The organism is Streptomyces sp. V1I1, from assembly GCF_030817355.1.
GTDB lineage: Bacteria > Actinomycetota > Actinomycetes > Streptomycetales > Streptomycetaceae > Streptomyces.
Genome location: NZ_JAUSZH010000001.1, coordinates 4629812 through 4653982 on the forward strand (window position 1 = coordinate 4629812; position 24171 = coordinate 4653982).

25 protein-coding genes are annotated in these 24171 nt (G+C 70.7%); 14 read left to right on the plus strand and 11 right to left on the minus strand.

Annotated elements, in window-relative coordinates; translation table 11 throughout:
• Positions 1 to 35: 35 nt before the first annotated feature.
• Complete coding sequence (locus QFZ67_RS21905) at positions 36 to 1028, minus strand: GlxA family transcriptional regulator (RefSeq protein ID WP_307662774.1); 993 nt, start codon at positions 1026 to 1028, stop codon at positions 36 to 38.
• Between the two features lie 59 nt (positions 1029 to 1087).
• Between QFZ67_RS21905 and QFZ67_RS21910 the strand changes: the two genes are divergently transcribed.
• Complete coding sequence (locus QFZ67_RS21910; RefSeq protein ID WP_307662775.1) at positions 1088 to 2446, plus strand: MFS transporter; 1359 nt, start codon at positions 1088 to 1090, stop codon at positions 2444 to 2446.
• Here QFZ67_RS21910 and QFZ67_RS21915 read toward each other — a convergent pair.
• Positions 2436 to 3050 carry a flavin reductase family protein gene (locus QFZ67_RS21915; RefSeq protein ID WP_307665918.1) on the minus strand — a complete coding sequence of 205 codons (615 nt, stop codon included), beginning with the start codon at positions 3048 to 3050 and terminating at the stop codon, positions 2436 to 2438. The genes QFZ67_RS21910 and QFZ67_RS21915 overlap by 11 nt on opposite strands.
• 187 nt (positions 3051 to 3237) lie before the next feature.
• On the opposite strand from QFZ67_RS21915, the gene QFZ67_RS21920 reads away from it, so the two are divergent.
• Complete coding sequence (locus tag QFZ67_RS21920) at positions 3238 to 4122, plus strand: sigma-70 family RNA polymerase sigma factor (RefSeq protein ID WP_307662776.1); 885 nt, start codon at positions 3238 to 3240, stop codon at positions 4120 to 4122.
• A gap of 188 nt (positions 4123 to 4310) precedes the next feature.
• On the opposite strand, the gene QFZ67_RS21925 is transcribed toward QFZ67_RS21920, so the two are convergent.
• The 3 genes from QFZ67_RS21925 to QFZ67_RS21935 form a co-directional block, all read right to left on the minus strand.
• Positions 4311 to 5144 (minus strand): enoyl-CoA hydratase/isomerase family protein, encoded by an 834-nt coding sequence (locus QFZ67_RS21925; RefSeq protein ID WP_307662777.1) that lies wholly within the window; start codon positions 5142 to 5144, stop codon positions 4311 to 4313.
• A gap of 37 nt (positions 5145 to 5181) precedes the next feature.
• Positions 5182 to 7401, minus strand: coding sequence for an acetate--CoA ligase family protein (locus tag QFZ67_RS21930; protein WP_307662778.1), 2220 nt, complete (start codon positions 7399 to 7401; stop codon positions 5182 to 5184).
• Positions 7402 to 7677: 276 nt separating this feature from the next.
• Positions 7678 to 8826, minus strand: coding sequence for an NAD(P)/FAD-dependent oxidoreductase (locus tag QFZ67_RS21935; RefSeq protein ID WP_307662779.1), 1149 nt, complete (start codon positions 8824 to 8826; stop codon positions 7678 to 7680).
• A 171-nt stretch (positions 8827 to 8997) separates the two neighbouring features.
• Between QFZ67_RS21935 and QFZ67_RS21940 the strand changes: the two genes are divergently transcribed.
• Both QFZ67_RS21940 and QFZ67_RS21945 read left to right on the plus strand, forming a co-directional pair.
• Positions 8998 to 9447 (plus strand): DoxX family protein, encoded by a 450-nt coding sequence (locus QFZ67_RS21940; protein WP_307662780.1) that lies wholly within the window; start codon positions 8998 to 9000, stop codon positions 9445 to 9447.
• The gene (locus tag QFZ67_RS21945; RefSeq protein WP_307662781.1) at positions 9447 to 9857 is read left to right on the plus strand and encodes a Zn-ribbon domain-containing OB-fold protein; all 411 of its coding nucleotides are present in this window, start codon (positions 9447 to 9449) and stop codon (positions 9855 to 9857) included. The genes QFZ67_RS21940 and QFZ67_RS21945 overlap by 1 nt, the downstream gene beginning before the upstream one ends.
• Here QFZ67_RS21945 and QFZ67_RS21950 read toward each other — a convergent pair whose 3' ends face one another.
• Positions 9858 to 10526 (minus strand): pyridoxal 5'-phosphate synthase, encoded by a 669-nt coding sequence (locus tag QFZ67_RS21950; protein ID WP_307662782.1) that lies wholly within the window; start codon positions 10524 to 10526, stop codon positions 9858 to 9860.
• A gap of 52 nt (positions 10527 to 10578) precedes the next feature.
• Here QFZ67_RS21950 and QFZ67_RS21955 point away from each other — a divergent pair, with 52 nt between their 5' ends.
• Together QFZ67_RS21955 and QFZ67_RS21960 are read left to right on the plus strand one after the other, a co-directional pair.
• Positions 10579 to 11151: a TetR/AcrR family transcriptional regulator gene (locus QFZ67_RS21955; protein WP_307662783.1), complete on the plus strand. Its 573-nt coding sequence runs from the start codon at positions 10579 to 10581 to the stop codon at positions 11149 to 11151.
• A 151-nt stretch (positions 11152 to 11302) separates the two neighbouring features.
• Complete coding sequence (locus QFZ67_RS21960) at positions 11303 to 11497, plus strand: hypothetical protein (RefSeq protein WP_307662784.1); 195 nt, start codon at positions 11303 to 11305, stop codon at positions 11495 to 11497.
• Between the two features lie 124 nt (positions 11498 to 11621).
• On the opposite strand, the gene QFZ67_RS21965 is transcribed toward QFZ67_RS21960, so the two are convergent.
• On the minus strand, positions 11622 to 12791 hold the full coding sequence (locus tag QFZ67_RS21965) for an acetyl-CoA acetyltransferase (RefSeq protein WP_307662785.1): 1170 nt from the start codon (positions 12789 to 12791) through the stop codon (positions 11622 to 11624).
• A gap of 143 nt (positions 12792 to 12934) precedes the next feature.
• Between QFZ67_RS21965 and QFZ67_RS21970 the strand changes: the two genes are divergently transcribed.
• On the plus strand, positions 12935 to 14119 hold the full coding sequence (locus tag QFZ67_RS21970) for an acyl-CoA dehydrogenase family protein (protein ID WP_307662786.1): 1185 nt from the start codon (positions 12935 to 12937) through the stop codon (positions 14117 to 14119).
• Positions 14119 to 14589 carry a nitroreductase family deazaflavin-dependent oxidoreductase gene (locus QFZ67_RS21975; protein WP_307662787.1) on the plus strand — a complete coding sequence of 157 codons (471 nt, stop codon included), beginning with the start codon at positions 14119 to 14121 and terminating at the stop codon, positions 14587 to 14589. Before QFZ67_RS21970 ends, QFZ67_RS21975 begins: the two co-directional genes overlap by 1 nt.
• Before the next feature lie 364 nt (positions 14590 to 14953).
• Here the strand turns inward: QFZ67_RS21975 and QFZ67_RS21980 are convergent, their stop codons facing one another.
• On the minus strand, positions 14954 to 15601 hold the full coding sequence (locus QFZ67_RS21980; RefSeq protein ID WP_307662788.1) for a TetR family transcriptional regulator: 648 nt from the start codon (positions 15599 to 15601) through the stop codon (positions 14954 to 14956).
• A 310-nt stretch (positions 15602 to 15911) separates the two neighbouring features.
• On the opposite strand from QFZ67_RS21980, the gene QFZ67_RS21985 reads away from it, so the two are divergent.
• The 6 genes from QFZ67_RS21985 to QFZ67_RS22010 all read left to right on the plus strand — a co-directional run bounded on the left by QFZ67_RS21985 (position 15912) and on the right by QFZ67_RS22010 (position 21560).
• Positions 15912 to 16685, plus strand: a complete 774-nt coding sequence (locus QFZ67_RS21985; RefSeq protein ID WP_307662789.1) for a VOC family protein — start codon at positions 15912 to 15914, stop codon at positions 16683 to 16685.
• 122 nt (positions 16686 to 16807) lie between these two features.
• Positions 16808 to 17122, plus strand: a complete 315-nt coding sequence (locus QFZ67_RS21990; RefSeq protein ID WP_307662790.1) for a hypothetical protein — start codon at positions 16808 to 16810, stop codon at positions 17120 to 17122.
• A 192-nt stretch (positions 17123 to 17314) separates the two neighbouring features.
• The gene (locus tag QFZ67_RS21995) at positions 17315 to 19765 is read left to right on the plus strand and encodes a PQQ-binding-like beta-propeller repeat protein (RefSeq protein ID WP_307662791.1); all 2451 of its coding nucleotides are present in this window, start codon (positions 17315 to 17317) and stop codon (positions 19763 to 19765) included.
• A gap of 91 nt (positions 19766 to 19856) precedes the next feature.
• Entirely contained in the window at positions 19857 to 20363 is a 507-nt protein-coding gene (locus QFZ67_RS22000; RefSeq protein ID WP_373430085.1) for a hypothetical protein, read from the plus strand.
• A gap of 70 nt (positions 20364 to 20433) precedes the next feature.
• A complete protein-coding gene (locus QFZ67_RS22005) occupies positions 20434 to 20976 on the plus strand; it encodes a hypothetical protein (RefSeq protein WP_307662792.1) in 543 nt (180 codons plus the stop codon).
• An 89-nt stretch (positions 20977 to 21065) separates the two neighbouring features.
• Positions 21066 to 21560, plus strand: a complete 495-nt coding sequence (locus tag QFZ67_RS22010) for a hypothetical protein (RefSeq protein ID WP_307662793.1) — start codon at positions 21066 to 21068, stop codon at positions 21558 to 21560.
• A gap of 237 nt (positions 21561 to 21797) precedes the next feature.
• Here QFZ67_RS22010 and QFZ67_RS22015 read toward each other — a convergent pair whose 3' ends face one another.
• From QFZ67_RS22015 to QFZ67_RS22025, 3 genes are read right to left on the minus strand one after another with little or no spacing between them, the layout of a single operon-like run.
• Positions 21798 to 22574 carry an enoyl-CoA hydratase/isomerase family protein gene (locus QFZ67_RS22015; protein ID WP_307662794.1) on the minus strand — a complete coding sequence of 259 codons (777 nt, stop codon included), beginning with the start codon at positions 22572 to 22574 and terminating at the stop codon, positions 21798 to 21800.
• A complete protein-coding gene (locus QFZ67_RS22020) occupies positions 22571 to 22996 on the minus strand; it encodes a Zn-ribbon domain-containing OB-fold protein (protein WP_307662795.1) in 426 nt (141 codons plus the stop codon). Before QFZ67_RS22020 ends, QFZ67_RS22015 begins: the two co-directional genes overlap by 4 nt.
• A gap of 1 nt (position 22997) precedes the next feature.
• Positions 22998 to 24146, minus strand: coding sequence for a lipid-transfer protein (locus QFZ67_RS22025; RefSeq protein ID WP_307662796.1), 1149 nt, complete (start codon positions 24144 to 24146; stop codon positions 22998 to 23000).
• Positions 24147 to 24171 lie beyond the last annotated feature (25 nt).

Consider the following 24171-nt stretch of genomic DNA (forward strand, 5'->3'; position numbering starts at 1 on the left):
GCCCTGGGCCCCCAGCCCCTCACCTCCCCAGCCCCTCACGCCCCAGCAGCGGCGCGGAAAGCGCGCCGGTACGCGGTCGGCGGGACGCCCAGCGCCGCCTGCAGGTGCTGGCGCATCGACTGCGCCGTGCCGAAGCCCGCGTCCCGTGCCACCTGATCGACGGAGAGATCCGTGGATTCGAGCAGATGCCGGGCCCGCTCCACGCGCTGCCGCGTCAGCCACTGGCCGGGGCTGATGCCCGCCTCCTCGCGGAAGCGGCGCGTGAACGTCCGTACCGACATGGACTCCTGGTCGGCCATGTCGCGCAGCTGGATCGGCTCGTGGAGGCGGCTCAGTGCCCAGGCCCGTGCGCTGGTGGTGGTCGCCAACTGCGGTTCGGGGACGGGCCGGTGAATGTACTGGGCCTGACCGCCGTCCCGGTGCGGCGGTACGACCGTACGGCGCGCGACCTCATTGGCGACGGCCGTGCCGTGGTCACGCCGCACGATGTGCAGGCACAGGTCGATTCCGGCCGCGACTCCCGCCGAGGTGAGCACGTCACCGTCGTCGATGAAGAGGACGTCCGCGTCGACCTTGACGGATGGGAAGAGCCGCTGGAAGTGCTCGGCGGAGGACCAGTGGGTGGTGGCGGGCCGGCCGTCGAGGAACCCGGCTGCGGCGAGGACGTAACCGCCGGTGCAGATCGAGACCATGCGGGTGCCGGGCCGGATGTGCGCGAGGGCGGCCGCGAGCTCCTCGGTGAGGCGGCCCTCCTCGTAGACCGGCCCCAGTTCGTACGAGGCGGGGACGACGACGGTGTCGGCGGTGGCCAGCGCTTCGGGGCCGTGCTCGACGTGAATGTCGAAGTCGGCGTCCGTGCGGACGGGGCCGGGCCGGACCGAGCAGGTGACGACCTCGTACAGGGGGTGGCCGTCCGTGTCCTTGGCACGGCCGAAGATCCGGTGCGGTATGCCCAGCTCGAAGAGGAGCAGCCCGGTCAGGGCCAGCACGACGACCCGATGCCTCTTGATGCCCTTTACATCGCCCATGGCCCGATCCTATCGAACGCTGTCCTCCGGGCCACTCGTTGCGGTTGATCGCTCCCCGGATGCTGGGTGACGTGACCCAGACAACCGAGCCGCAGCACGGCAGACTGCCCCTTCGCCGCCCTCCGCGTACCCGTGTCCACCGTGCGTGGTTCGTCGCCGTCGTCACCTTTGTGACGATCATCGGCGCCGCGGCCTTCGCCTCGCTGCCCGGTCTGCTGATCGAGCCGCTGCACGGGGAGTTCGACTGGTCGCGCGGCACGATCGGCTTCGCGGTCTCGGTCAATCTCGCGCTGTACGGGCTCACCGCGCCGTTCGCCGCGGCGCTGATGGACCGCTTCGGTATCCGCCGGGTGGTCGCCCTAGCCCTTACGGTCATCGCGGTCGGCTCCGGGCTCACCGTCTTCATGACGACGTCCTGGCAGTTCGTCCTCTACTGGGGCGTCCTCGTCGGCCTGGGCAGCGGCTCGATGGCGCTGGCGTTCGCCGCGACGGTCACCAACCGCTGGTTCGTGCAGCGGCGCGGCCTGGTCACCGGCATCCTCACCGCGGCCGGCGCCTCCGGCCAGCTCATCTTTCTCCCACTCCTCTCCTGGCTGGTCGAGAGCCACGGCTGGCGCCCGGCCTCGATCACGGTCGCGCTCGCGGCACTGGCCGTCGTCCCCTTCGTCTGGCTGCTGCTGCGGGACCACCCGGCGGACGTGGGGATCGCCGCGTACGGCGCGGAGGGCTTCACCCCGAAGCCGGACCCGGTGCCGGGCGCGGCCCGCCGCGCGGTCAGGGTGCTGTTCAAGGCGGCCCGCACCGGGCCGTTCTGGCTGCTGGCGGGCACCTTCGCGATCTGCGGCGCGTCGACGAACGGCCTGGTCAAGACCCACTTCGTACCCGCCGCCCACGACCACGGCATGCCGATCACGGCGGCGGCGTCGCTGCTCGCGGTGATAGGTGTCTTCGATGTCGTCGGCACGATCGCGTCGGGGTGGTTCACGGACCGCTTCGAGGCGCGGCGACTGCTGGCGGTGTATTACGCGCTGCGCGGGATCTCACTGCTCTTCCTGCCGATGCTGCTCGCCCCGTCCGTCCACCCGCCGATGATCTTCTTCATCGTCTTCTACGGCCTGGACTGGGTGGCGACCGTGCCGCCGACGATCGCCCTGTGCCGCGAGCACTACGGCGAGGACAGCGCGATCGTCTTCGGCTGGGTGCTGGCATCGCACCAGGTGGGCGCGGCGGTCGTCGCCTTCGCGGGCGGTGTGACGCGGGACGTCTTCGGCTCGTACGACGTGATCTGGTACGCCTCGGGCGCGCTCTGCGCGGCGGCGGCGCTGATGGCACTGGTGATCCGGCGCAGGCCGCTGACCGCGCTGCCGACGGTGTCGTTGCAGAAGGGGGCAGGGGCAGAAGACCCGGTCAGGGGCTGAAGCGCCCGAACTTCCCCCGGTGGAAGAGGAGCGGCGCACCCTCGTGCTCCGCACCGAGCGCCGCCACGCGGCCGACGACGATCAGATGGTCGCCCCCGGTGTGCACGGCGTGGATCGTGCAGTCGATCCAGGCCGGTACGGAGTCGAGGAGCGGCGACCCGGTCGCGGGTGATGCGGTGTGGACGACCCCGGCGAACTTGTCCGCGCCGCTGACGGCGAACCCCCGGCACAGCTCGCCCTGGTGCGCGCCCAGGACGTTGACGCAGAAGGCCCCGGCGCGGGCGATACGCGGCCAGGTCGTGGACGTACGGGCGACCATGAAGGCGATCAGCGGCGGATCGAGCGACAGGGACGCGAAGGACTGACAGGCGAACCCGGCGGGGCCGTCCTCGTCGTGCGCCGTGACGACGGTGACGCCGGTCGCGAAGTGCCCCAGCACACGCCGGAATTCGGCCGGCTCGACGGGCAGCCGCTCGTCATCACCGACAGCCCGCAGATCGGGGCGCGGGAGTACCTCGAAGGGCTCGCCGGCCGGGTCGGTGGCCGGGTCCGTGGCCGTGGGAGCCCCCACGGACCTGAGGTATCGGACGGCGGTGGCCGCCATCCCTGCGTGTCCCATCACATCCCCATTGAACCTGACGGTGCGTCAGATGGGAAGCGCGTGCGCGCGGCCCGTGCGGTCCGTATGCATGCGGCCCGTACGCATCGGTGCTTGCATTGCGTCCCCCTGTCACATCGGATGGGTTTCGTCGGTCATTGCTGTGACACGACGCGACGGAGGTATGCGACCGATGGACGAGCACGAGCGGCTGGCTGAGCGGTTCGAGTCGCACCGGAGCCATCTGCGGGCCGTGGCCTACCGCATGCTCGGCTCGGCGGGTGAGGCGGACGATGCCCTTCAGGAAGCCTGGCTGCGGATCAGCCGATCCGATACCAGCGGGGTCGAGAACCTGGGCGGCTGGCTGACGACAGTGGTCGGCCGGGTGTCGCTGAACATGCTGCGGTCGCGCACCTCACGGCGCGAGGACCCGCTGGACGCGCATGCGCCCGAGCCGGTCGTGAGCCGTGCGGAAGGGGCCGCGGGGATCGACCCCGAGCAGGAGGCGATGCTGGCCGACTCGGTCGGGCTCGCCCTGCTCGTCGTACTCGACACGCTGGCCCCGGCGGAGCGGCTCGCTTTCGTACTGCATGACATGTTCGCCGTCCCCTTCGACGAGATCGCCAACATCGTGGAGCGCTCTCCCGCCGCGGCACGGCAGCTCGCCAGCCGCGCACGCCGCCGGGTGCAGGGGTCGACCCCGGTTCCCGACGTCGACCTCGGTCGCAAGCGCGAGGTCGTCGACGCCTTCCTCGCCGCCTCGCGCGGCGGTGACTTCGACGCGCTGCTCGCCGTGCTCGATCCGGACGTCGTGCTCCGGGCCGACCGCGCTGCCGTTTCCGCGGGCGCGGCGGAGCAGGTCCGTGGTGCGCAGGCGGTGGCCGACACCTTCTCGGGACGGGCCCGGATGGCGCAGCCGGCGCTGGTGGACGGGGCGGCGGGTGCCCTGTGGGCTCCGGGCGGGAAGCCGCGGATCGTCTTCGACTTCACGATCAGGGACGGGAAGATCGTCGGGATCGACATCCTCGCCGACCCCGAGCTCATCGGCGAGCTCGACCTGGCGGTTGTCGACGACTAGACCTCAAGGGGCTGGTGAGCAGGGGCCGTTCGCAGCAAGCGTCTCAGCGGCTCAGCAAGCGCCTCACAGCAAGCGCGTAGACTCGCCTGTTCAGGATGACGGTGCCATGTCAGAAAGGCAACCGGTCCGTCCCCAACTCGGGCCCGGCTGAGGCGCGTTGTGTGTGACGTTCGAGGAACTCGCTTTGGCTAGAGCCCGCGATACTGAGGGGTGCGGCGCTCCACGAAGCTCGCCACGCCCTCGTTCGCGTCCCGCGTCGTCATATTGATCTCCTGCGCGGCCGCCTCCGAGGCGAAGGCTGTGGCCCGGTCGCCGTCGAGCGAGGCGTTCACCAGCTGCTTGGTGAGCGCGATCGCCCTCGTCGGCCCGGCCGCCAGCCGCTCCGCCCACTCGCGCGCGGTCTTCTCCAGCTCCCGCGCCGCCACGACACGGTTGACCAGCCCGATCCTCTCGGCCTCCCCGGCGGGCAGCGAGTCACCGAAGAACATCAGCTCTTTGGCCCTTTGCGGCCCGACCAGCCGCGGCAGCAGATACGCCCCGCCGCCGTCCGGGACGAGCCCGCGCCGTACGAACACCTCGATGAACTTGGCCTCTTCCGCGGCCAGTACGAGATCACAGGCGAAGGCGAGATGCGCGCCGATGCCTGCGGCGGTGCCGTTCACGGCCGCGATCACGGGCTTCTCGCAGTCCAGTACGGCCCCGATGAGGCGCTGCGCGCCGAGCCGGATCGTCCGCGCCACGTCCCCGGCGATCCGTTCCCGGCCGGCCGGCGGCGTCCCGCGCAGGTCCGCGCCGGCGCAGAAGCCCTTGCCGGTGGCGGTGATGACGACGGCGCGTATCCCCGGGTCGGCGGAGGCGGCGTCGAGCAGCGCGGTGATCCTCTCCCGCTGGTCCCAGGTGACCGCGTTCATGGCCTCGGGGCGGTTGAGCGTGATCCACGAGACGCCGTTGTCAGTGGCGTGCAGTATCAATGAATCAACGTGATCAACGTGAGCAACGGGTTCTTCGGGGGAGGAAGTCATGGGGGTACGGCTCCGATTCGTCAGGCGGGCGGGGGACTTACCGGCACACGGCCAGCGCGTCCAGCGCCACCGCGCCCTGCCCGCGCGGCAGCACCATCAGCGGGTTGATGTCCAGCTCCGACAGCTCGTCGCCCAGCTCCAGCGCCATCCGCTCGACCCGCAGCACCACCTCCACCAGCGCGTCCACATCCACCGGTGGGCCGCCCCTGACACCGTCCAGCAGCGCGCGGCCGCGCAGTTCGCCGAGCATCGCGCGCGCCTGGTCCTCGCCGAAGGGCGGTACGCGTACGGCCGCGTCGTGCAGCACCTCCACCAGCACCCCACCGAGGCCGACCGTCACCGTCGGGCCGAACAGCGCGTCCTGGGTGACGCCGACGACCATCTCGACGCCCCGCTCGACCATCTGGCAGACCAGGATGCCGTCGAGGTCGACGCCCTCGTAGCCGGCGATGTCGGTCAGCTCGCGATAGGCGTCGCGGACCTGGCTGGCCGAGGTCAGCCCGACCTTGACCAGGCCCAGTTCGGTCTTGTGGGCGAGCTGCGTTCCGGACGCCTTCATGACGACCGGGTAGCCGACCAGGCCCGCGGCCCGGACCGCCGCCGCCGCGCTGGTCACCAGCTGCTCGCGCGGCACGCGGATGCCGTATGCCCGAAGGAGCTGCTTCGCGGCGTGCTCGCTCAGCTGCTTGCCCGGGCGCATCAGTGCCTGCGCCTTGCGGAAGGAGGGCGACGGGGTGCGCGGCGCCTCGTCGAAGGGGGAGCGGTAGCCGGCCCTGAAGCGGTGGTGGTCCAGGTAGGCGCGGACGGCGGTGATGCAGTTGGCGAAGGTGCGGAAGGTGGCGACCCGCGAGGACCCGAGCAGCGTCTCGCGGTACGCCGACTCCGTGCCCACCGGCGACCCCCACACCACGCACACCAGCTTGTCCGTGGCCTCCGCCGCGTCCACCAGGTCCTGGGCCAGCTTGTCGCTCATCGGCGGGAAGGGGCCGGTGATCGGACAGATCAGCACCCCGGCCTCCGGGTCGGCCAGGATCGCGTCGATGATCTTGCGCCCGCGCCAGTCGCCCACGGGATGCCCGCCGTTGTCGACGGGGTTCGCGACGCTCAGATACGGCGGTATCCACTCGTGCAGCTCGGCCTGCTTGGCCTCGGAGAGCCGCGGCAGCCGCAGCCCCGCCGCGGTCGCCAGGTCCGAGAAGTGCGCGCCCGTACCGCCCGAGATCGAATAGACGACGACGCCGTCGGTCACGGGCCTGCGCGCCCGTGCCAACAGCGCTGAGGTGTCCTGGAGTTCGTCGAGCCCGTCCACCCGGATCACGCCGAACTGCCGCATCGCCGCGTCCACCACCTGGTCCGCGCCGGTCAGTTTGCCGGTGTGCGAGGCGGCCATCCGCGCCCCGGTCTCGGTCCGCCCGACCTTGACCGCGACCACCGGCACCCCGCGCCGCGCGGCCCGGTCGGCGGCGAGCAGGAAGGAGCGTCCGTCCTTGAGCCCCTCGACATAGCAGGCGATGGCCCCGACTTCGGGCCGCTCGGCGAAGTACGAGATGAAGTCGGCGGTCTCCAGGTCGGCCTCGTTGCCCGTGGGCGCCCAGTGGGAGAGCCGTACGCCGAGCTCCTGCATGGTGAAGACGGGCCGCCCCTGGTGTCCCGACTGGGTGATCAGCGCGATCGCCGGCCCGTCCAGGTCGTCCCGGAACTTCTCGAAGACGTTCAGATTGGTGTTGGGGCCAAGAAGCCGCAGCCCCGAGCGCTCCACCGCGGCGGCCAGTCGCGTCTGGGCGGCCGCGCCCTGTTCGCCGGTCTCGGCGTACCCGGAGGCGAAGGCCACGACGAACTTCACCTTGGCCTCGGCGAGTTCCTCGATCACCGGCAGCGGGTCGCCGACCAGCAGCACGGCGAGGTCGATCTGCTCGGGCAGCTCACCGACGGACGGCGCGCAGGGCAGCCCGAAGACGCTCTCCCGGGTCGGATGCACGGGATACAGCCGCGCCCCGACGCGTTCCGCCCAGTCGACGAGCTGCCGGGTGATCCCGGTATTGGGCCGTCCCTCGCCGTCGGACGCCCCGACGACGGCGACGGACGCGGGCCGGAAGAACCGGTCCAGATCGGGCACGGGCGCGTACAGCGGTCGCCCGCTGACATCCAGATCACCGTCGGTGGCGGTGCCGTGCACAACGGTGTGCGGTGATTCGCCGCAGGCCACAACGCGGGCGCGGAGGTCGGTGGTGAGGGTGCCGTGAGTCGATCCAAGCATCGCCGAGCCCCGCTCCTGCTCGTTGGACAGTTAACTGACGCATAGTCAGATTACAGACCTGACGGCCTGTCAGGAACAGTCCTGCGGGCAAAGGCTGGCGGCGGGCACCGATTTGCAGGTTCGGGGGAAGGGCGCGCTCAGTCTCTCGCGGGTGCGCCGCCCGCCCCGCGGGCGGCCGCTGTCCCACCCGTACCCATGTGTGTGAGCCCGCACCCTCCATGCCGGGCGGGAGTGGGGGCGCGATCCTGTTCTCCGGCGGGGTGGCCGGGCGGCCCGCTAGCGCACCAGCGCCTTCGCGATCTTCCGTGCGTCGATTGCCATCTCGCGGAACATCCCGCTGATCGGGTTGGTGAACCCGGTGAAGTACAGCCCCGGGGCATGCGCGGCGGCGCGGCCGCCGTGCACCACCGGGCGGCCCCGCTCGTCCAGTACGCCGAGGTGGCCCACCAGGTTTTCCAGTGCCCGCTCGTAGCCCGTCGCCGCAATCACCGTGTCCGGGGTGATGCGGGTGCCGTCCGCCAGGACCGCCTTGCTGTCCTCGAAGGAGTCCAGCGCCGCGACCGGTTCGACCTTGCCGGAGCGGACCGCGGCGATCAGGCCGACGTCCTGGACCGGGATCGCGCCCTCGCGCACCCGGGAGTACAGGCCCGTGTCCGGGCGGGGCAGACCCTGTTCGGCGAGGTCGGGGACGGAGATCTTGCCCATGATCTCGCCCGCCCGGTCCACGAGGCGGACCGGGAGGCGGCGGACCAGGATGCCGGTGCGCTGGGCCGGCCAGCCCGCCGTCGAGCGGCGGACTATGTGCGGGGTCGTCCGCACGGCGAGGCGGACCCGGGCGGCGCCGCCCTCCACCAGGTCGACGGCTATCTCGGCGCCGGTGTTGCCGACGCCGACGACCAGTACGTCCTTGCCCGCGTACCGGGCGGCGTTGCGGTACTCGCCCGCGTGCAGCAGTTCGCCGTTGTACGAATCGCGGCCCGGCCAGTCGGGCAGCCGGGGGGTGTGGTTGTAGCCGGTGGCCACCACGACCGCCCGCCCGGTCAGCTCACGGCCGCCCGTCGCGTGCAGCAGCCAGTCGGAGCCCGACGGCCCGATCCGGGAGACCTCGACCCCCGTCACGATCTCCAGCTCGTGGAACTCCGCGTACTTCTCCAGGTAGCGGATCACGTTGTCGCGCGAGACCCAGCGTCCGAAGGACCGGGGCATCGCGAGGCCCGGCAGGCCGGACAGCCGCCGGGTGGTGTGCAAGTGCAGCCGGTCGTAGTGGCGGCGCCAGGACGCGCCCACGGATTCGGACTTCTCCAGCACCACGGCCCGTACGCCCTGCTCCCGCAGCGCGGCGGCAGCCGCGAGACCGCCCGGGCCGCCGCCGATGACGTAGACGGGCCGGTCGTTCGTGAAGTCGATGTCCTTTTCGCCGGGCATGAATCGTGAGCGTAACCGCACGATTACTTGATGGGTCTCAGTCAAGACGGGAATCGGTTGCGAATCGGTCACGCGCGCACACCACTTGCTCACAAGCCGCCGTAGCTCTTGCGGGCGAGCCGCCCCATCCGCTGAACTGACGTACCGTCAGAAATGTGGAAAGGGGTCCGGATGGAGACCGTCTGGCTCACCGGTGCCGAATGGCTCGCCGTCCTTCGCATCGGTCTCGGCCTGTGGTGGCTGGAGAGCTGGCGCCACAAGGACAAGAAGGGCTGGTTCGAGCGCGGCACCGGCATCGCCTGGGCCGCCGATGTCGCGGGCAAGCACAAGTGGCCCTTGGTGAAGACCGGCTTCGAGACGGTGGTCAAGCCCCGCCCCAAGGCGATGGCGTACATCGTCGTCTACGCCGAACTCGCCCTCGGGCTCGGTCTGGTCGTCGGCTTTCTGACCCCGATCGCCCTCGTCGGCGGCCTGCTCCTCAATCTGCTCTATCTCGTCCTGATGATCCACGACTGGGCGGAACAGGGGCAGAACGCCATGATGGCGCTCATATCCTTCGTCGCGCTCTTCGCCATGTCCTGGCAGACCTGGTCCCTCGACAGCGCGATCGGTCTCTTCTGATGGCGACGGCACCACGGGTCGATCTGCCCGAAATCGACGACTTCACCCGCCCCTTCTGGGACGCCGCCACCGACGGGCGGCTGCTGATCCGCCGTTGCCGCGCGTGCGCGAGCGCCCACCACTATCCGCGCGAGTTCTGCCCGTACTGCTGGAGCGAGGACGTCGACTGGGAGCGGGCGAGCGGCCGCGCGACGCTCTACACCTGGTCCGTCGTGCACCGCAACGACCTGCCGCCCTTCGGCGCTCGCGTCCCGTACACCGCCGCGGTCGTCGATCTCGTCGAGGGCCCGCGCATGATGACCGAGATCGTTCAGTGCCCGGCGAGCGGGCTGAGCATCGGCATGGCGCTGGAGGTCAGCTTCCGCCAGGAGGACGGCGAGCAAGCAGTCCCCGTCTTCCGGCCGGCGTGATCACGGCCAGAGCAGCTCCGTCGCCCAGCCGCCGTTCTCGCGGCGGTAGCGCAGCCGTACGTGCCGCCGCTGCTCGTCGCCCTGGAAGAACTCCACCTCGTACGGATCGAGCACATAGCGCGTCCAGGTCGGCACGGGCGCGTCGGGCTCGGCCTGTGCCCGCTCCCACGCCGCCTGCGAGGCGTCCGCCAACTCACTCTGGGAGCCCAGGATTTCACTCTGGCGGCCGGTGAGCGCCGCGGCCAGCGCGCCCGTCGAGCGGGCGTGCAGATCGGCCTGGCTCTCGGTGGAGCCGCCCGCGCTCACCTTGCCCCGGATCCGGATCTGGCGGCCCTGCGTCGCCCAGTAGAAGCCCAGCGCGGCATAGGGGTGCGCGGCCAGCTGTCGGCCCTTCGCACTGGTGGCGTGCGAGGCGAAGTGCCAGCCCCGCTCGTCCACGTCGTGCAGCATCAGCGTTCGTACGTCAGGACGCCCCGGCTCGTCCACGGTGGCCAGGGTCATGGTGTGCGGCTCTCGCTGACCGGCTGCCACGGCCTCCGCGAACCACCGGTGGAACAGCGGCAGTGGCGCGCCGGGCGCCCCGGCAGGGTCGAAGCCGGGGAGCGTGGTGTCCCAGACCCGCTGTGCGCGCAGGAGCCTGCGGAACGTTTCCTGCTGATCGTTGTCCATGCGGTAATTACTACACTCGCAGTGGTGTCAGGGGGCAGTGAGAGGAACACGCATGAGGCAGAACCTGGCCCGGCGCGCCGCGCTGATCGACGCGGCCATCGAGGTGCTCGCCCGCGAGGGTGCGCGCGGCCTGACGTTCCGGGCCGTCGACGCCGAGGCGGAGGTGCCCAAGGGCACCGCGTCCAACTACTTCACCAACCGCGACGATCTGCTCACCCAGGCCGGCGGCCGGATCTACGAGCGGATGCAACCGGACGAGCCGACCATGGAGGCCATGCTTCAAGGGCCGGCCACTCGCGCGCGTACCGCCGAGCTGGTGCGCGAAGTGGTGGAGCGCGTCACCGCGTTCCGCACCGGCTATCTCGCGCTTCTGGAGCTGCGTCTGGAGGCCACCCGCCGCCCCGCCCTGCGTGCGGTGCTCACCGAGCGCGTCAGGGAGGACGTCGAGAACAATGTCACCAGCCACCTGGCCGCCGGTCTGCCCGGCGACGCCGACGCGGTCAGGATGATTTACCTCGCCGCCAATTGGCTGGTGGTGGAACGCCTCACGCTTCCCGATGTCTTCCCCAGGGAGGAGGCCGGCGACCTCATCGCCGCGCTGGTCGAGCGGCTGCTCCCGGAGTAGCCCGTGCGGCACCGCGCCGGGCGCTCCCGGAGTAGCCCGGTCCTCGCCAAGCCGGGCCTCACCGCCCCGTGCCTCGCCGTGCCGCGGCCGGCGCCTCGCGCCTCGCCGCGCCGCGGCCGGCGCCTCGCGCCTCGCGTAGTCCTTGATCCCGATGGCGTACGCCGCCTCCTGCACACTCTCGGTGATCTTCCTCGCGATCAGGTTCTTCCAGGGCATGTACGGCAGCATGCGCAACATCGCCATCCGCAGACGGATCTTGCCCTTGGACTGGATCGTCATCTCCTTCGCGAAGCGCTCGGCGAACTTCTGGTTGAGCTCCACGCCGGGCCGCCTCCCACTCTCGTAGCGCTCGTACGCCAATGTGTGATCGCCGTTCGCCGCCGCCAGTTCGCCCGCCAGGATGTACGTGCCGATCAGCGCGAGGTCGGTGCCCTTAGAGATTTCGTTCCCGTGGAGTCCCTCCCGGCTTCTCAGTCCCGGCCCAGCACCACCGTCCCGGACGAGCAGAACCATCCGCCCGTACCGGATGCCACCGCCAGCCGCGGCGGCCCGCCGTCCGCCTTGCGCACCTGGTGGCCGTCCGCCTCGCCGCGCAGCTGTCGTACCGCCTCGACCAGCAGAAACAGCCCGCGCATCCCGGGATGGCAGGCGGAAAGGCCGCCGCCGTCGGTGTTCACCGGCAGCTCGCCGTCGAGCTTGAGCCGCCCCTTCTCGACGAAGGGTCCGCCCTCGCCCTTGGCGCAGAAGCCCAGGTCTTCCAGCGTCACCAGCGTCATATAGGTGAAGGCGTCATAGATCTCGGCGATGTCGATGTCGGCGGGGGTGACGCCCGCGCGCTCGAAGGCGAGCCGGCCGCTCACCGCCGCCGGGGAGACGGTGAAGTCCTCCCACTGGGACATCGTGGTGTGGGAGACGTACTCGCCGGTGCCCAGGATCCACACCGGGTCCTTCGCGCAGTCGGGTACGTACTCCTCCGCGGCGATCAGCACCGCGCAGCCGCCGTCGCTGCGGATGCAGCAGTGCAGCTTGGTGAACGGGTCCGCGATCACGGGCCCGTCCAGCACCTCGTCGACGGTGATCGGGTCGCGGAACATCGCGTCCGGGTTGGCGGCGGCGTTCGCCCGCGCCTGGACCGCCACCGAGGCGAGCTGCTCCAGCGTCGTGCCGTACTCGTGCATATGGCGGCGGGCGGCCATCGCGTACTTGGCGATGAGGGTGTGGCCGTACGGGACCTCGAACTGGAGCGGTCCGCGGCCGCCGAAGGAGAGATTGGAGGTGCGCCGCCGCGCCTTGATGTCGGCGCGGGCGGTCGATCCGTAGGCGAGTAGTACGGCATTGGCGTGACCGGCGGCGATCGCGTCTGCCGCATGCGCCGCCATGACCTCCCAGGTGGCGCCGCCGACGGCGGTCGAGTCCACCCAGCGCGGCCTCAGGCCCAGATACTCGGCGACCTCGGCCGGGGCGAGCGTGCCGAGTCCGGCCGAACCGAATCCGTCGATGACGGACCTGTCGAGGCCGCTGTCGGCGAGCGCGCGGCGGGCGGCCTGGGCATGGAGGGCGTAGGGCGTGGGGCCGTCGACGCGGCCGCAGTCCGAGAGGGATATGCCGACGATGGCGACTCTGCGCTGTGGGGTGGCCATGAATCTGACGGTACATCAGATAGCTTGGAGCGTATGGCTGGAAGCAATGCCGAAGACGTCGATGCCTGCCTCGCAGCGCATGCCTCTGTGAATCTGGGTTCGTCGGCCCTAGCATGACGGCCCGTCAGATACGGAGGGTTCCCATGGACACCGCCTTCACCGCGGAGCAGGACGAGATCCGCCGCACCCTGCGCGAACTGCTGACCAAACGGTCCGGCCCGGAAGAGGTCAGGGCCGCCGTCCGCACCGCCGCCGGGTACGACCCGCAGCTGTGGGCGCAGCTGTCCGAGCAGCTGGGCCTGCCGGGTCTCGCGCTGCCCCAGTCGTACGGCGGCGTGGGGTGCGGCCTCGCGGAGCTCGCGCTCGCCTGCGAGGAGACCGGGCGGGCGCTGCTGCCCTCGCCGCTGCTGGCCACCGCTGGGCTCGCGGCGCCGCTGATCACCGCGCTCGGGACGCCCGGGCAGCGCGACGAACTGCTGCCGCGGATCGCGGACGGATCGCTGACCTGCGCACTCGCGGTGCCGGGCGGCGCTCTGGCGTCGGCTCTCGGGCTGACCGCCGACAACGCGTCGGGGGAGTGGGCGGGCGGCGGCCGGGCCGGCGGCGTACAGGCGCGGCCCGGCGATGGCGGGGAGTGGCTGCTCTACGGGGAGGCCGGGCAGGTCCTCGACGGGCACAGCGCGGGGCTGCTGCTGGTCGCGGCGCACACGGGCGGCTTCGCCCGCAGCCGTACGCTCCTGTTCCTGGTACGGGCGGATGCGGCGGGTCTTACCCGGGTCCGGCAGACGTCGCTGGACGAGACACGGCCGCAGGCCCGTATCGAACTGCGGGACTGCGCGGCGGAGTTGCTGGGCGCGGACGACGCCGCGGATGTGCCGGGGGCGCTGGCCGGTACGGGGGCGCGGGCGGCGGCCCTGCTGGCGGCGGAGGCGGTCGGCGCGGCCGCGAGCGCGCTGGACCGGACGGTGGAGTACGTCCGCGCCCGCGAGCAGTTCGGCCGGGCGATCGGCTCCTTCCAGGCGGTGAAGCACCGGCTTGCGGATCTGTACGTACGGGTCCAGGCGGCCCGCTCGGCGGCGTACTACGCGGCATGGGACCCGGCGGAGGGCGGCCTGGCGCTGGCCCAGTGCCTGGAGGCGCTGCGGGTGGTCACCGGGGAAGCTGTCCAACTGCACGGCGGGATCGGCTTCACCTGGGAACACGAGGCGCACCTTTACTTCAAACGGGCGACGGCGGACGAGTTGCTGTTCGGCCCGGTCCACCGGCTGCGCGCTCATGCGGCCGAACGGGCGGGACTCTTCGCCGCGCGACCGGCGGTGGCGGTCTGATGCCTCCCGGTGTGCGACTGATCCAGAAGATCTCGTCGACCCGCGCCTTTGCGAAGATCGCGCCCCACTTCATCCCGGCGATGGACCGCACGGTGCACCGCGTGACACGCGGCAGGGTGCTGCTCAGCGCACAGATGCTGCCGGGCGTCATCCTCACGGCCCGCGGCGCGAAGAGCGGCCTGCCGAGGGTCACCCCGCTGGCCTGTATGCCGGAAGACTCGGGCGACTGGCTCCTGATCGGCTCAAACTTCGGCCGCCCGGGCCACCCGTCCTGGACGGCGAACCTGCTGAAGAACCCGGACGCGGAGGTGAGCTGGAAGGGCGAGGACATCCAGGTCCACGCCCGCCTGCTGGAGGGCGAGGAGAGGGAAGAGGCCTGGCGGGAGGCCCTGAAGTTCGGGCCGCCGTATGCGACGTACCAGTCAAGGGTGGACCGGCAGATCCGCCTCTTCCGCCTGTCCCGCCGGTAGGGATGCGGATTTGGGGATGCGGGTTGTGGTGCTCTTCGGGGGTTCGCCCGCGAAACCCACCACCGGACAGCAACCACCAACGCCCCCTGGCCCACGTTCACCACGCGGGTTGTGGTGCTCTTCGGGGGTTCGCCCGCGAAACCCATCACCGGACAGCAACCACCAACGCCCCCTGGCCCACGTTCACCACGCGGGTTGTGGTGCTCTTCGGGGGTTCGCCCGCGAAACCCATCACCGGACAGCAACCACCAACGCCCCCTGGCCCACGTTCACCACGGACCAGGATGACTAAAGCCGACGGCGGTCACCCGGAAAGGGACCGCCGTCGGCCTGACAGGACTTGAAAAAGGTGAGCCGCAGCCGCCTACTTCGTCGGCTTCTTGCCCGTGATGCCCAAGTGCACCAACAGCGCCAGATTCGGCCTCAGTTCCGCCTGTTTCACACCCCAGGTCGTGAACCCCTTCTGATGCGACGCCACCGCCGCCAGCATCGCCACCAGGGAGCCTGCCATCGCCGCCGGGCTGACGTCCTTGTCGAGCTTTCCCTTGGACTGCAAGTCCTTCACCGCGTCCGCAAGGGAGTTGGTGACGGAGTTCAGGATCTTCATGCGGATCTTGTAGAACCGCTTGTCCCCCTCCGCGGCCCCCAGATCCACCACTCGCAGAATCGCGTCGTGGCGGCGCCAGAAATCGAGGAAGCCCTCGACCAGTGCCTCCGACGTCTGCCAGCCGGCCTTGCCGACCCAGGAGCGGCCGGAGACCAGTTCGGTCAACCCCGCGCCCTCCTTGGCCATTTCCTCCGCGATCTCGAGGACCGCGCCCTCGACGTCCGGGAAGTACTGGTAGAAGGTCGCGGGTGAAGTGCCCGCCTTCCGGGCCACGTCGATGACTTTGACGTCCCGGTACGGCGAGGAGCTGAGCATCTCGCTGAGGCAGTCGAGCAGCTTCTGCCGCGTCGCCTGTCCGCGTCGTCCGGCCACTCGGCCGTCGACGGTGCGTACTTGTCCTGTCATGCCGTCAGCTTACCGAGGGGTGATCGGCGCGCGATTCGGCCGAGTGCAAATGGGGTGCGGCAAGGCCGGCGGGCAGGGCGCGGCAGGGCGGCGGCAAGGGTGCGGCCGGTGTACTCCAATAGTGTTATCAACAGCCTGTGGACAACTTCCGTGGACAACTCAACAATCCCCGGCCCCGCCGCGGCTCCCATGTCCTGATAATTGCCCAAATGTTCGATTCGATCCCCTGCGCCACGCGGGCCACGCCGCTAGCTTGAGTGTGACGGGCATCACGCCCGCCACATCCCGCACCAGGGAAGGAGCCAGGTCCATGGCCGTATTCCCACAAGGCGCGCCGTGCTGGGTGGACGCGGCGCTCCCCGATGTCGAGGCGGGCAAGCGCTTCTACGGTGAGCTGTTCGGCTGGACATTCGGCGAGGGTGAAGGGGCGTACGTCGATGCCTTCAGCGACGGAAAGCTGGTCGCCGCCCTCGTGCCCAAGCGCGACGGCCGGATGCCCACCGTCTGGGGCGTCTACTTCGCCACCTCCGACGCCGCCGCGCTGTGCAGGGAGATCAGGGACGCCGGCGGCCAGGTGATCACGGCCCCGGTGCAAGTCGGCACGGCCGGGACGATGGCGCTTGCCACAGACCCCGGCGGCGCGGTCTTCGGGCTCTGGCAGGCGGGCGACAGGGCCGGCTTCGAGAAGCAGGGCGAGCCGGGCTCCTTTTGCTGGACCGAGGTGTACACGCGGGACAAGGAGCGGGCGGACGCCTTCTACGAACGGGTTTTCGGCTTCCAGGGCACGGATCTGCCCGACGACTCCATCGACTTCCGGATGTGGTCCCCGGCAGGTACGGAACCGGGGGAGGACACCGCCATCGGCGGCCGCAGCGTAATCACCGACGCCTTCCCGGCCGAGATGCCCGGCCACTTCCTCATCTACTTCTGCGTCGACGACTGCGACGAGACGGCCGCGGCCGCGACCCGTCTCGGCGGCCGCATCCAGGCGCTGCCCTTCGATATTCCGTACGGGCGCATCGCCGTGCTCGCCGACAACCAGGGCGCTTCGTTCGCCGTGCTCGCCGAACCGAAGGCTGCCTGAGGGAAGCCTTGCGATGGCCTCAACGAACGTGAGGTGAAAGGGAGTTGACGGAAGAATGGTCTAGACCTAGGCCGGGGTTCTGATCCATAGTGGGGGCCTTCCCCTCCATGAAAGGACCTTCCGTGCTCCGTGCCCGTACCGCCCTGGGACTCGCCGCCTGTGCCGCCGTCGCCGCCGGACTCCTCACCGCGACCCCCGCCTCCGCCGCCCGCCTCCCCTGCAACCTCGCCGGCAGCGGTGACACGGCATCCGCCAACTGCTACAGCGGCTCCTCCTACACCTGGCGGCTTGTCGTCGACTGCGACGACGTGAGCAACCCGAAGTGGCCGGTCCGCGTCAAGACTGTTCACGGGGCCTGGCACACCGGGGACGGCAGCGACTCGATCTCCTGTGGTGGGTCTCTGCGCGCCACAGGACGCCTGGAGGCGCGCGGCTGAACCGTTACGCCTCCCGATCCGTGTCCGAAACCGGGTGAGACACCCCGATCCGCCCCCGGGTTCGCAACCGCCGCCTCCGACAGGAAGAATCAGGGTGCGCACCGCTGAGGGTCTCGGTGGTGGGACGCTGCACGGAGCTGGAATTGACGGGCTCCGTATCTTCTGGGGCCCGTACGGGGAGGTGGCAGGCAAGTGATCGAGCAGCTGACGCAGCATGACCCGAGACGGATCGGTCCGTTCGAGGTACTGGGCCGGCTCGGTGCAGGCGGCATGGGGCTGGTCTATCTCGCCCGGTCGGCGTCCGGCCGCCGGGTGGCGATCAAGACGGTGCGTACCGAGCTCGCCGAGGACCAGCTCTTCCGCGTCCGCTTCACCCGTGAGGTGGAAGCCGCCCGGGCCGTCAGCGGTTTCTACACGGCGGCCGTGGTCGACGCCGATCCGCGGGCGGCCGTGCCGTGGCTTGCCACCGCGTATGTCCCCGCACCCTCCCTCGAAGAGATAGTGAATGAGTGCGGGCCGATGCCCGCCCAGGCGGTGCGCTGGCTGGCAGCCGGCGTCGCCGAGGCGCTGCAGTCCATCCATGGCGCCGGCCTCGTCCACCGCGACCTCAAGCCGTCGAACGTCCTGGTCGTGGAGGACGGGCCGCGCGTCATCGACTTCGGCATCGCGTCCGGCGTCTCCAACACCCGGCTGACCATGACCAATGTCGCCGTGGGCACGCCCGCGTACATGTCGCCGGAGCAGGCACGCGACTCCCGCAGCGTGACCGGTGCGAGCGATGTGTTCTCGCTCGGCTCCACGCTGGTCTTCGCGGCGACCGGCCACGCCCCCTTCCACGGCGCGAACCCGGTCGAGACCGTCTTCATGCTGCTGCGCGAGGGCCCGGACCTTCAGGGGCTGCCGGACGAGCTACGGCCGCTGATCGAGTCCTGTATGCAGATGGAGGCCGGGCTGCGGCCCACGCCAGAGGATCTGCAGGCGCAGCTCGCCCCGCATCTGTTCTCCTCCGGCAGCGACGACAGCGGGACCGCGTCCGCATGGCTGCCGTCGCGGGCCACCGCGATGATCGAGCTGCGCCGCGGCGGCAGGCCCGCCGTCCCGGTCGCCGCGCCGCGTCCCGCCGAGCCCGTCCCGCCCGCTCCCCAGGCACCGCAGCAGCAGCCGCAGCAGCAGCCGCCCCGGCAGGGCACCGACTGGGACTCCGCCTGGCGCGGCGGCAGCGATCCGCGTACGGGACAGGCCTCGCCGTCACCCGTTGCGGTGACCTCTCCCGCCACCGCGGGACCCGTGCGGCTGCCCGGCTCCAAGGTGCCGATCGGCCCCGGCCCGCGCGTCGCCGACGCCGGCCGCGGCGGGGTCGTCGAGACCGGCCCGGCCACCGGCTGGATCCGCCCGCCCGGCGGGCTGAACGGCGCCGAGGCCGCGACCAGCGCCCTCCCGTCACCCGGACCGGCCCCCGTCCAGGCACCTGTGCCGCCGCCCGCCTCGCCCCCGGACGCGGTTTCCGGGCACTGGCGCCCGTGGCGCTTCCGGATGTCGAACGACGTCTGGGGCACGCCCGTGGTCGCCGGGGGTCTCCTCTACGTCACCTCCTTCGAGGTCCACGCGCTGGACGTGGGCAGCGGCCGCCGCCAGTTCAAGACCCGGGACGTGGCCTGGGCGATGGCCGTCGCGGGCGGCCGTATCCACGCCTCCGACGGGCCTTCGCTGTACGCACTCGACGCGACCAGCGGCCAGGAGCGGTGGCGGCTCCAGACCGACGCCTGGGTGTACTCCCTCAAGGTCGACCGCGGCACCGTCCTCACCGGGACCCGCGGCGGCGGCGTACAGGCCTGGGAGGCGTCCAACGGCGAGAAGTTGTGGGAGACGACCGGGGCGCAGACGGACTTCGAGACCCCGGAGGCAGGGCCCGCGATCTTCGGCGACACGGTGTACGTGTGGCAGGACGCGAGGCTGCGCGCGCTGGAGGCCCGTACGGGCGTCGAGCGCTGGTCCTACCCCGTCGGTGACGCGGCGTCCTGCGGCAATGTGCCCGTCCGGGTGCATCCCGCGTCCGACGGCTATGTGTACGTCGCGGCCGGCACCCGCGTCCTCGCCATCGACATCGCGAACGGCCTGGTCCGCTGGCACTTCGAGGCCCCCGCGGTGTTCCTCTCGCCGCCGGTCTTCGCACCGGGCCCGGCGGTGACGGGCGGCGGCGTCTATCTCGCCGACTACCTCGGCACGGTGTACGCCCTGGACGCCACGACCGGTAAGGACCGCTGGCGTATCGCCACCGAGTCGCGCCAGTCCGTCGAGCCGGTCCTCGTGGCGGGCGGCAACATCCATGTCGGCAGCGGCAGCGCGCTGTACACGCTGGACGCGGTGACGGGCACCCCGATGTGGCGGTTCGCCGCGGGCGGCGAGGTCATCGGCGCGCCGGTCGTCGCGGACGGACGGGTGCACTTCGGCTCCGCGGACCATGTGCTCTACACGCTGGACGCGAGCGGCGGCCAGCTGCGCTGGAAGCTCGCGACCGGCGGCGAGATCACCGGGTCGCCGGTGGCGCAGGGCGGTGTGGTGTACGCGTGCAGCAAGGACCGGTGTGTGTACGCGCTTGACGCGGTCAAGGGGACGGCGACCGGGCGGAGCGCGGCTCGGTAGTCGTTCCCGGGGCCTTCCGGCCCCCGATGGCGGGGTGTATCCCCCGGGCGTAGCGTCGTGATCGAGCGCGGCGTACCCAGGGAGGCCGACGATGACACGCAACATCATCGGCTCGATCCTCGCTCTCATCGGAGCGGCGGCCGCCGTATGGAGCCCCTTCCGTGTTTGGTACGACGGCCGTCACGGGCGCGACTACCGCGTCCAGGATCTGTTCAACGGCATCACCGAGACCAAGCCCGAACTGATCGTCTCGATTCTCCTGCCGTTCGCCTTCGCGGCCCTGGTGACCCTGATCGGCCTCGTCCTGCGCTCGCGGCTGCTGGTCGCGCTCTCCGGGGTGATCGTGCTCGGCTTCACCGTGCTGTGGATGGTCCGCCTGGGCCAGGAGGCAGGCACCCTGACCGTCGGCGGCGACGGCGGTGGCCTCGGTGACGGAGTCGCATGCGCAGTCGGCGGCGGTTTGCTGTTGCTTGTTGCCGCGGCCGTGATGAGCGGCCGGATCCGCAGAGAGCCGCCGGAGACCGAGCCTCACACCGCCCCCAGGCTGGACGGACCCCCGACGCACCCCGGGGACCAATCCCCGCCCGGCCGCGCCTGATTCGCGACTGCTACGGTGTCGCGCGGTTGTCAGGTACATCAAGTACCTCAGTTCCAGGGGGAGAGTGGCCATGGTGCGCCGACGTCTCAAGCTCGCGGCCGCACTTGTCGTTGTGGTGCTCGCGCTGACCGGTTTCTCGAGCTCGTCATCGGGCGGCAAGGGCAGGGGCGGGAAGAGCGGGTCGAAGGGCAGCGGCGGAGGCGGCTGCTCCAGCTCCAAGAAGTCGAACGGCGGCTACCGCGACTACGACGATGACGACTACAGCTCCTCCGGCTCCTCCTCCGGTTCGGACACGTACACCGACGAGCCCACTCCCACCGCGACGGAGAGCGGCGCCGCCCAGGCGTATGTCGTCGACTGTGTGAAGAAGGGCCGCGGCAAGCGCAAGGCGGATACGTCGGCCACGGTGAAGGTCGTCTCGGACTCATCGGTGGCGCACCAGTACGAGGTCGACGTGGTGTTCCTGGACGCCGTGGGCGATGTCGTCGACCGCGGTTACACCAAGGTCACCCTGGACGGCGGGGAGACCGAGACCGTCACGGTCAGGATGCAGAGCCCCAAGAAGGTGTCGCGCGTGAAGAAGTGCGAAGCCGACGCCCTGCTCGACGACTGAGTCGGCGGTGGCAGTGATCAGGCGCTGCTAGTGTGACGTGCGCTCGTCAAAGCGAGCTACTCACTCATACGTTCAACGGGGGTTGAAACGTGAAGATCCGTCATGTCCGCGCCATCGCCGTCTTCGGCATCGCGATCGTCGCACTGACCGGAGCCCGCGGCTCCCACGGCGGCAGCTGCGGCGGGAGCAGCAGCAATGGAAGCAGCAGCAGCGGTGGCAGCCACGACAACGACACCACCACGTCCGGCGGTTCCACCGGCTCGGTGACGGGTGGCTCCAGCGCCAACAAGGCCGAGCGCGACGTCAGGATCGACGAGTGCAAGCTCGACGCCTCGGGCAAGAACCTCACCGCGAAGATCACTGTCACGAACAGTGACTCGCTGACGTACGACTACGACGTGAGCCTGCAGTTCAAGGGCGGCCTCGGCGAGAGCGTGAACACGGTGATCGCGAAGGTGGACGACCTCAAGGTCGCGGCGGGCGCGTCGGGGACGAGCGTGGCGACGACGCCGTACACGGGATCTGGCGACGGCTCCGAGTACAAGAAGTGCGAAGTAATCAGCGCGAGCCGCACTGCGAGCTAGTTGCCGGGGCTCTGCCCCGGGCCCCGCGCCTCAAACGCCGGCGGGGCTTGATTTTCCGCCCGGGCGGACTTGAAGTTCCGCCGGTCGGCCTGAAGATTCAGGCCGACCGGCGGGAAAATCAAGCCAGTTGGGGGTCCCCCCGGACGAAGTCTGGGGGAGTTTGAGGACAACGCCCGAAGGGCGTGCGGGGGTCTGGGGGCCGGCCCCCAGTTCGGGAAGGGGCGGGGTGGGGGAAAGTCACCGCAACCGGTACCCGCCCCCGCCCCGGCGCCCCGCAAACCGCTCGGCCTGCCGCTCCCGCGCCACGTTCCCGAGCGCAATCAAGTGCGGCGCATGCCCAAGCGCCTGCGTCCTCGCCGCCTCGCGCGCCGACCACACCGCCCGTACCGTCCCCTGCACCGCCTGGGTCGGGTACGACGCCACCACCTCCGCCGCCCGCAGCGCGGCCGCCGCCGCCTCGCCCGGTTCGGTCAACTCCGAGACCAGGCCCGTCTCGTAGGCCCGCTGGGCCGAGATCCGTTCCGCCGTCCCCATCAGCGCCATCCGCGCCACCTCGCCGAACGGCATCCGCTGCGCCAGGTAGATCGTCTCGTACGCGCTGACCATGCCGTACGTCGTATGCGGGTCGAAGAACGTCGCCTCACGCGAGGCCACCACGAACTCGCTCTCGCCGAGCAGATAGAACGCCCCGCCGCAGGCCATCCCCTCCACGGCCGCGATCACCGGCTTCCACAGGTCGTTCGCTTTCGGCCCGATCGCGATCAGCGGATCGTCGATCGAGTACGGGGACGAGGGCTGCGGCACCTGGACCGAGCGGTCGATTCCGGTGCAGAACGCCTTGGTGCCCGCGCCGGTCACGACCACGGCTCGTACGGCATCGTCGCGGCGGAACTCCTGCCAGGCGGCGGTCAGTTCAGCCGCTGTCCCCAGATCGATCGCGTTGTGCTTCTCGGGCCGGTCGAGCGTGACCAGCGCGACGCCCGCCTCCTTGTCGCTGTCGATACGCAGACTCATGAGCGCTCCAGCAGCCAGCGCGGCACAGTGATGTCACCGAGCCGGGTGAACGCCACCCTTACCCCCGCGCCGATGCGCAGCCGCGCCGGGTCGACGGAGTTCAGGGGGGCGTCCGGCGTTGCGACCACATTGCCGGCCAGCCGGATGCGGGGGGCGTCCACGAGCTCGACGACGACCGCGTTGTACGGGGCCAGGGCGGCGTAGGCGGGCAGCAGCGGCGGATGCGGAATGACGTACGACCAGATGCGGCCGCGCCCGCTCATCCTGCGCCACTCACTGTCGAAGGACTGGCAGTGCGGGCAGCAGGGCCGGGGCGGAAAGCGCAGCTCGCCACAGGGGGCGCATGCCTGGACGCGGAGTTCGCCCTGGGCGGCGTACTCCCAGAAGGGTGCGCCGTCCTCGTCGACAACCGGTGTGAGCATCTCAACTCCTCAGCAGTACGGCCGAAGTGGGCACTCCCTCGCCCGCGGTGACCAGGCAGGTCGCGGCGTCCGGGACCTGTGCGGTGGAGATGCCGCGCAGCTGCTTCACGCCCTCGTTGATGAGGTTGAAGCCGTGTACGTACGCCTCGCTCAGCCCGCCGCCCCCCGTGTTGAGGGGCAGCCGGCCGCCGATCTCCATCGCGCCGCCCTCGGTGAACGCCGCACCCTCGCCCCTCCCGCAGAAGCCGTAGCCCTCCAGGGAGAGCGGTACGAGCGGGGTGAACGCGTCGTAGATCTGTGCCACATCGACGTCCTGCGGCCCGAAGTCGGAGGTCTTCCACAGCTGGCGGGCCGCCGTCCAGGCGGGTCCGGTGAGCGGGTCGTCGTTCCAGTAGTTGACCATTCCGTGGTGCTGGGCGGGCAGGCCCTGGGCTGCGGAGTGCACGTAGACCGGCTGGTGGCGGCAGTCGCGGGCGCGCTCGGCGCTCACGATCACGCAGGCCAGCGCGCCGTCCGTCTCCAGGCAGTTGTCGAAGAGGCAGAGCGGCTCGCTGATCCAGCGCGAGGTCATATACATGTCGCGGGTCAGCGGCCGTTCGTACATCACGGCGGCGGGGTTCTGGTTGGCGCGGTTGCGGCAGGCGAGGGCGACGTTGAAGAGATGGTCGCGGGTGGCGCCGTACTCGTGCATATAGCGTCGTGTCAGCATGCCGATCTCGTCGGCGGGCCGCAGCAGTCCGAAAGGCCGGGTCCACTGGCCGGGGGTCGGTAGCTGAACGGCTGTGTTCTTCCAGGGCCTTGGACCCGAACCGCGTTTGCGCGAGCGCCAGGCGACCCCCACGCCGGCCTGGCCCGTCGCGATCGCCGCGGCGAGATGGGCGACGGTGGCGCAGGAACCGCCGCCGCCGTAGCCGACCTTGGAGAAGAAGGTCACGTCTGAGGCGCCGATGGACTTCGCGATCTCGACCTCGTCCGTCTCCTCCATCGTGTACGAGGCGAAGCCGTCGACCTCGGAAGGGCCGATGCCGGCGTCGTCGAGCGCGGCCACGATTGCCCGGCAGGCCAGGGTCTTCTCGGATTCGGGGAGGTGTTTCGCGAAGGCCGTCTGCCCTATCCCGGCTATCGCGGTTGCGTCCTTGAGGCTCGCCATGAGGGGGAGGGTACAGCTAATCTGA